General features: G+C 60.3%; 3 protein-coding genes. 2 read left to right on the top strand and 1 reads right to left on the bottom strand.

Going from position 1 to position 4,634, the window contains the following annotated elements:
• Nucleotides 1-23: 23 nt before the first annotated feature.
• Nucleotides 24-1,112 carry an ABC transporter substrate-binding protein gene (locus HMPREF9538_RS04260; RefSeq protein ID WP_002908297.1) on the bottom strand — a complete coding sequence of 363 codons (1,089 nt, stop codon included), beginning with the start codon at nucleotides 1,110-1,112 and terminating at the stop codon, nucleotides 24-26.
• Nucleotides 1,113-1,414: 302 nt separating this feature from the next.
• On the opposite strand from HMPREF9538_RS04260, the gene HMPREF9538_RS04265 reads away from it, so the two are divergent.
• A complete protein-coding gene (locus HMPREF9538_RS04265; RefSeq protein ID WP_004148647.1) occupies nucleotides 1,415-2,494 on the top strand; it encodes a malate/lactate/ureidoglycolate dehydrogenase in 1,080 nt (359 codons plus the stop codon).
• A gap of 246 nt (nucleotides 2,495-2,740) precedes the next feature.
• Nucleotides 2,741-4,634 (top strand): formate dehydrogenase subunit alpha (gene fdhF / locus HMPREF9538_RS04270; RefSeq protein ID WP_009486111.1); only part of this gene is annotated, 1,894 nt, incomplete at its 3' end.

Raw genomic sequence — 4,634 nt, 5'->3', positions numbered from 1 at the left:
GGGGGCGCCCCCCCAGGGGAGGATTATTTCGCGGCGGCGCTGCGCCATTGTTTAATAAACTGCAGACGTTTTTGCGGCTGTAAATAATCGAGCAGCGTTTCGTTGACCGGGATCGGTTTTAACGCTTTGCCCAGCAGCGCGGTCATGCCGTCGATATCATTTTTACCTGCAATATCGCGACGAATAGAGGGAATATCCGCCTGGCTGGCGAGGATCTGCTGGCCTTTTTCCGACAGGACATAATCCAGCCACAATTTCGCCGCATTGGGATGTTCGCTCTCCTGGCTAATAAACGAGACGCGGGAGAGCACCAGCACGTAATCTTTCGGATAGGCAATACCTAAAGAGGGATCGTTTTTCGCCCGCGCTTCGGCATAAGAGCCAAGAATGTTATAGCCGATCAGGTTTTCGCCGGAGGAGACGCGCTCCATCATTGTGCCGGTGGAAGACTGCACCGTCAGGCCGCCTTTGGCGATATTCGCCAGGTCGGCAAAATAGTTCGCGTCGGCCTGGCTGTCCTGTACCGCCAGCATAAAGCCGAGGCCCGATTTTTCGATATCGTAGGTGGTGACTTTGCCTTTAAATTTATCGGCCTGGCTGGCGATAAGTTTTGCCAGCGCGGTATGCGAATCCGGTACCTCATTCTGCGGGATCAGCCGTTTGTTATAGATAAACACCACCGGCTCATAGGTAGTGCCATAGGCTTTTTGCTGCCAGACCGCCCAGTCGGGTAATTGCTTCACCTCCGGCGAGGCATATTGTTCGGCGTATTCGGTGGCTAATTTCAGCGCGGTATCCATCGATGAGCTCCACACCACATCCCCGCTGCCGCCCCCGGCGGCCTGTTCGCTGATATAGCGGTTATACAGCTCGGTACTGTTCATGTCGTTATATTCGACTTTGACGCCCGGGTATTGCGCTTCAAATCCCTTAATTAACGGCCCGGCCGCTTTGGTGTCGGTCGTGGAATAGATCACCACCTTGCCCTCTTTTACGGCGGCATCAATCGTTTTTTGATAATCCGCGGGATAGCCCGCAGGCACCTCCGCCCAGGCGGCACAGGCGAAAACGGCCGTCAGTGAAACCACTAAACCACTTATTTTCTTATACATGATACCAACCTTTAATCATCAATTAATAAACACAAATTTAACATATAGTGGTATCAGCTCCCCTTGCAACGACGGGCATGGCTTTTTTCTGGCTTTTGTGACACTGGCAGAATTTAAAAATGTGGTGTTTATGGCGTTAATTAAAACGCGATCCCGGCCCGGTTTTTTATCGTCTGTCGTATGCGCAGGCGCTGGCGCAGCGGCATGTCGCCGGGAGACGCCGCCCTTGACCTTCTGCGCCGGGCGGCGCAGCATAAAACGGCAAACATAACAAAATAACAACAGACTACAGGAGAGAATCAGTGCCTACAGGACACCGCTTTCTGGCGACGGATCTGCATCAGTTTGTCGTCTCACTGTTTACCCATCTCGGCAGTACCCCAGGGGAAGCCACCCTCGTCGCGGACCATCTGATCGCCGCCAATCTTGCCGGGCATGACTCCCACGGCGTCGGGATGATCCCCAGCTACGTCAAATCCCACGCCGGTGGTTTTCTGCAGCTCAACCGCCACGCCACGGTGACCAAAGACGCCGGCGCCGTGGTCACCCTCGACGGCAACGCCGGCTTCGGCCAGGTGGTCGCCCACGAAGCGATGCAGTTAGGCATTGAAAAGGCGAAGCAGCATGGTATGGCGGCTATCGCCCTGCGCAATGCGCATCACGTCGGACGCATCGGCTACTGGGCCGAACAGTGCGCCGCCGCCGGGCTGATCTCCATTCACTTCGTCAGCGTCATCGGCGACCCGATGGTCGCCCCGTTCCGCGGGAAGGACAGCCGCTTCGGCACCAACCCGCTGTGCGTGGTGTTTCCCCGCGCGGGCCATCCGCCGCTGCTGCTGGACTACGCCACCAGCGCCATCGCCTTTGGTAAAACCCGCGTCGCCTGGCATAAAGGCGAAGCCGTGGCCCCCGGCTGCCTGATTGACGCCGAGGGTCGACCCACCACCGACCCGGCGGTGATGCAGACCTCGCCGCTGGGCGCCCTGCTCACCTTCGCCCAGCACAAAGGCTATGCCCTGGCGACGCTGTGCGAAGTGCTCGGCGGCGCGCTCTCCGGCGGGCAAACCACCCATCAGGAGAGCCTGCAGACCAGCGTCGACGCCATCTTTAACTGCATGACCACGGTGATCCTGCGCCCGGACGCGTTCGATGCCCCGGACAGCCAGGCACAGACGGAGGCCTTTATCGCATGGTGTAAGCAGTCGCCGCACGATGCCGATGCCCCGGTGCTGGCGCCCGGCGAATGGGAGGCCGCCAACCGCGAAGCGCGGCTGGCGCAGGGGATCCCACTGGATGCCGGCAGCTGGCAGGCTATCTGCGCCGCCGCGCGCGACGTCGGCCTGAGCGAATCGCACTTCGACCGCTGCCGCCCTCTCGCCTAGCCACGTGTTACCCCGCAGAGCGTCTGACGTCGGCGCTCTGCGTCATCGTCATTAGTGACGAGATCATGCTCCCGTCATCAATCTCTTTTCATTTTTCAATACAGATCAAGAGCTTAAATTCTGGCACAAGACCTGCATAGCGCAACAGGCCTGCGTCTGCATCACCACCAGGCGATACCGCGATCGTTGCCCGTCGGGCCCGGCGCGACAGCGATCCTCAGTTCACTGTTAACAGGTCTGTTACTGATGAAAAAAATCACGAGCGTGTGCCCCTACTGCGGGGCGGGTTGCAAACTTAAACTGGTTGTCGACAACAATAAAATCATTCGCGCGGAGGCCGCCGACGGCGTCACCAACCAGAACCAGCTGTGCCTGAAAGGCTACTACGGCTGGGATTTTCTTAACGATACGCAGCTCCTGACGCCCCGTCTTAAACAACCGATGATCCGCTACCAGAAAGGCGGCGCCTTCACGCCGGTCAGCTGGCAGGAGGCGATTCGCTATACCGCCAGCAAGCTCAGGGAGATCAAAGAGAAGCATGGCCCGCGCGCCATCATGACCACCGGCTCCTCGCGCGGCACCGGCAACGAAACCAACTATGTGATGCAAAAGTTCGCCCGCGCGGTGCTGAACACCAATAACGTCGACTGCTGCGCCCGCGTCTGCCACGGCCCCTCCGTCGCCGGGCTACAGCAGGCGCTGGGCAACGGGGCGATGAGCAACTCGATTAGCGACATCGAAAACTCGAAGTGCCTGCTGGTTTTTGGCTACAACTGCGCCGACTCCCATCCCATCGTCGCCCGCCGGGTAATCAAGGCCCGGGACAACGGCGCCAAAATCATCGTCTGCGATCCGCGGCGCATCGAAACCGCGCGCATTGCCGATCGTCATCTGCAGCTCAACAACGGCAGCAACATGGCGCTGGTAAATGCCTTCGGCTATGTGCTGCTGGAGGAGGAGCTGTACAACAAAACCTATGTCGAACGCTATACCGAAGGGCTGGATGCTTACCGCGAGGCGGTGAAGGATTACGCCCCGGAAGCGGTGGAAGGGATTGTCGGGGTCAGCGCGCGGGAAATCCGGGAGGCGATGCGCATGTTCGCCGCCGCCCCATCCGCCACCATTATGTGGGGCATGGGGGTCACCCAGTTTGGCCAGGCGGTGGACGTGGTGCGCGGCCTGGCAAGCCTGGCGCTGCTCACCGGCAACCTGGGACGGCCCAACGTCGGCGTGGGGCCGGTCCGCGGGCAAAACAACGTACAGGGCGCCTGCGATATGGGCGTGCTGCCGAACCTGTTCCCCGGCTATCAGGAGGTCACCGACCCCGCCGTGCGGGCGAAATTCGCCGCCGCCTGGGGCATCGACCCGGCGCTGATGGACGACCAGGTCGGCACTCGCATCACCGAGGTGCCGCATAAAGCGCTGACCGGCGAGATCAAAGCCTATTACATCATGGGCGAAGATCCGCTGCAGACCGAAGCCGACCTCGGCCTGGTGCGCAAAGGCATCGAGGCGCTGGACTTCGTGGTCGTGCAGGACATCTTCATGACCAAAACAGCGGAAATGGCCGATGTCCTGCTGCCGGCCACCTCCTGGGGCGAGCACGGCGGCGTCTTCACCTGCGCCGACCGCGGGTTCCAGCGGTTTGAACAGGCGATCCCTCCGGCGGGGAATGTGAAGCGCGACTGGGAGATCATTAGCCTGCTGGCCAGCGAAATGGGCTATCCGATGCACTATGAGAACAACCAGCAGATCTGGGACGAGATGCGCGAACTCTGCCCGCTGTTTTACGGCGTGACCTGGGAGAAAATGGGCGATATGAGCCATGTCCAGTGGCCGTGCCCAACCCTCGATCATCCCGGCACGCCGTGGCTGTATAAAGACAACCGCTTCGACACCCCCTCGGGTAAAGGGCAACTGTTCGCCACCGCCTGGCGCGCGCCGGCGGAGCGCCCGGATGACGAGTGGCCGCTGGTGCTGTGCACCGTGCGGGAAGTCGGACATTATTCCTGCCGCTCGATGACCGGCAACTGCGCCGCGCTGCAGTCGCTGGCCGACGAGCCGGGACGGGTGCAGATGAATCCCGCGGATGCGCAACGACTGGGGATCGCCGACAAACAGCTGGTGTGGGTCAGCTCCC

It is taken from the genome of Klebsiella sp. MS 92-3 (assembly GCF_000195655.1).
Classification (GTDB): Bacteria; Pseudomonadota; Gammaproteobacteria; order Enterobacterales; family Enterobacteriaceae; genus Klebsiella; species Klebsiella pneumoniae.
The sequence above is the reverse complement of the archived record's forward strand: the minus strand, read 5'-3'. Positions and strand labels throughout refer to the sequence as shown.